At 35.4% G+C, this 2,455-nt stretch carries 5 protein-coding genes; 1 reads left to right on the forward strand and 4 read right to left on the reverse strand.

Annotated features, from left to right (window positions below; translation table 11 throughout):
* A partial coding sequence (locus VQ643_RS16080) for an integrase core domain-containing protein (RefSeq protein ID WP_286594322.1) occupies positions 1-88 on the forward strand: 88 nt, incomplete at its 5' end.
* Positions 89-189: 101 nt separating this feature from the next.
* Here VQ643_RS16080 and VQ643_RS16085 read toward each other — a convergent pair.
* The 4 genes from VQ643_RS16085 to VQ643_RS16100 form a co-directional block, all read right to left on the reverse strand.
* Complete coding sequence (locus VQ643_RS16085; protein WP_414201500.1) at positions 190-579, reverse strand: hypothetical protein; 390 nt, start codon at positions 577-579, stop codon at positions 190-192.
* Between the two features lie 268 nt (positions 580-847).
* Positions 848-1,216, reverse strand: a complete 369-nt coding sequence (locus tag VQ643_RS16090) for an ankyrin repeat domain-containing protein (protein ID WP_414201502.1) — start codon at positions 1,214-1,216, stop codon at positions 848-850.
* Complete coding sequence (locus VQ643_RS16095) at positions 1,213-1,704, reverse strand: hypothetical protein (protein WP_414201504.1); 492 nt, start codon at positions 1,702-1,704, stop codon at positions 1,213-1,215. The genes VQ643_RS16090 and VQ643_RS16095 overlap by 4 nt, the downstream gene beginning before the upstream one ends.
* A 393-nt stretch (positions 1,705-2,097) precedes the next feature.
* The coding region (locus VQ643_RS16100; protein ID WP_414201506.1) for a hypothetical protein at positions 2,098-2,455 on the reverse strand (358 nt) is incomplete at its 5' end.

Below are 2,455 nucleotides of genomic sequence, written 5' to 3' on the forward strand. Positions count from 1 at the left end.
TACACAATGGCTTTGGACGTATAACAACGAACGCCCTCACACTGCTATCGGAGGAGTACCGCCAAGGCAGCTATTACAGGCAGCTTAAATTCTACAGATGAGCACTGTGGAAAATGGGGGGATTACAGCTGTACTAATACAAATCAATTCATTAAATGTGTTGCCGTTAGATCTTTAACCTCCCTGCATTCAATTTAATAAAAAACTAATAATTGTGCATAACCAAATACCTATTAGACATAAATAAATTCCTGAAACTACAACCCTCCTCCATACACTAACACTATGCAGCTCAAACGCAATCTGTATGGGTTTTATATCAATATCACAGGATTCTTCTGGACCAATTACATATAAACTGCTATCTCCATATGGCTCATAAACAACAAAATTATAGCCTTTATATTTAAACCAAATATGTACATATTCCCACTGACTGAATAGCTTTCGTTTTTTAACTAAAGTAACGCCACTAATACCACTAAGGATATGCGCAATAGTTTTAAGGCTAACATATGTATTATCAATATTAAATGCTGATAGATTAGGGTTTGTTTTGTCATGTATATATATTTTCATTAGTCACATCTTCCTGAGCAAGGATACATCCCCGCACCTACAACACCTGCACCATATAAACTAATAAAATTATTAGTTTTTCCAGCCTTGTAGCGTATTATTTCATCCATTTTTCCTGCAAGGTCTGGACTACGCCAGTTTCTACTAATCCCCTTCTAAATACACTTTTTAGTTTTTGACGAAAAGCAGAAGCTGATGCAGCTGAAGGTGCTAATATAGAACCAGCTTTTGCCAAATATGTAATAAATACAAAAACTCAAATAAATATTCATCGTTTTTTTAACAACTGAACTGCATTAAAGTGATTTCCATTCTGAGCAACTTTAAGAGGTGTTTCACCAAATTCATTTTTTATCGATACTTTTGCTCGCCATTTAAGTAATAATTTAATTAAGTCACAATTTCCTCTCATGGCTGCATAATGCAATGCAGTATAGCCAAGATCTCCTTTAATATTGACATCCGCACCACTAGCTATCAGTGTATCCACCTCTTCAAGCATTCCTCTAAAGGCAGCTCTATGGAGTGGAGTATCGTCATCTGCACCTCTCTGGTTAACATCCACTAAATTAATGTTATCAAACTCTGGGCACTGTTGGTATTTCAACAAAATTTCGGCTACGCTTTTTTTAGTCATTTATTAGTACACTCACGCCTATGTTCCTCAGCAAGATTTCGCTGCCTATTTTCCCAGTTTTGTATTTTTTCTTCGTGCCGATTCCCCCATTTTGCATCCCAAGCCTTATAAAGACTTATACACTCCTTTGCATGCTTAATTTGATTAGATAATGTAGCACATTTGTTTCTTCCTTCTGGAGGAGGAGGAGTATCACAAAAGCTTTTTGCTTTTTCGTATTCTCTTTGTCTAGGCGTATCTTTAAAAGTAACCTGGGTAGAATTATCAATACTACCACTGCATCCGCTAGCTGTAGTGTTTGAGCCACAGTTAGCCTCATTGTCATTAGAGTTCCACCAACTACGATTAGAAGAACTCGAAACAACATCAACTACAGCCTGTCCACAATTAGTAGCAACACATGCGGTATCTGCAGTAACTGCTGCTCCACCTGCAAGCCAGTACACAAGAGGAATACCAAACCAAACTAATCTTCCATCAGGATCCACAAACCTCAGCCCATTCCCCCCCGCATACCCATAGTGATTGATACCTTCACTTAAGCCGAAATTAGGTTATAAAAACGCGGTTTGATTCGTTTTGATATATGCATTTTAATTACCTGCTCCAAAGCCGCCTGTTACAGCGCAAGATCCATCACAAACGGGGGTACAAACTATGCACCAAAATATAATTGAATCACTCCAAAACTATTCGTTCCAATAGACTTGAGAGTATTTTTAGAAAAACTGAAATCCATCCAATCTAATTCGAATTTTGCCTTCTATCGCCTAACCATTTCAGTCTAAGCTATTAAGTACGTATAATATAAATCACACAAATAAGTTACTAAAATCGATCTTCATAAACTAAGTTTAAATAAAAACTTTTTAAATAACCATTCAAGAGCGTTGTGTAAACCTTAAATAAATATAATTATCATTCAATGTAAAAATATACCCTTCCCCGCCCCAATTAAAACCGTTATAATTAACATCCACATAGGTTTGATATATCTCTTCGCAGTAACCACCAAAAAAATCATAGAGCCTATCTACAATTATACTGGAAATATTGTCTATTCTTTCTCGTAATAGTCTATTAGGGATCCTCTCAATCCAAAAAGTTTCATTAAAAATAAATCTTGCAATTTTATTTATAAAAAAATCTCTACTATACTTTAGATTAGTTATATCTGAAAAATTATAGTCAACCCCTCTACTTGAATAAAATTCAGATAACAACTGATAACAACTAGTA

This window comes from Pseudomonas sp. F1_0610, from assembly GCF_047470865.1.
GTDB lineage: Bacteria > Pseudomonadota > Gammaproteobacteria > Pseudomonadales > Pseudomonadaceae > JAZDRH01.

Coding starts and splice junctions, on each gene's coding strand:
- VQ643_RS16090 (WP_414201502.1), bottom strand. CDS start 1,216: ATGACTAAAAAAAGCGTAGCCGAAATTTTGTTGAAATACCAACAGTGC.
- VQ643_RS16085 (WP_414201500.1), bottom strand. CDS start 579: ATGAAAATATATATACATGACAAAACAAACCCTAATCTATCAGCATTT.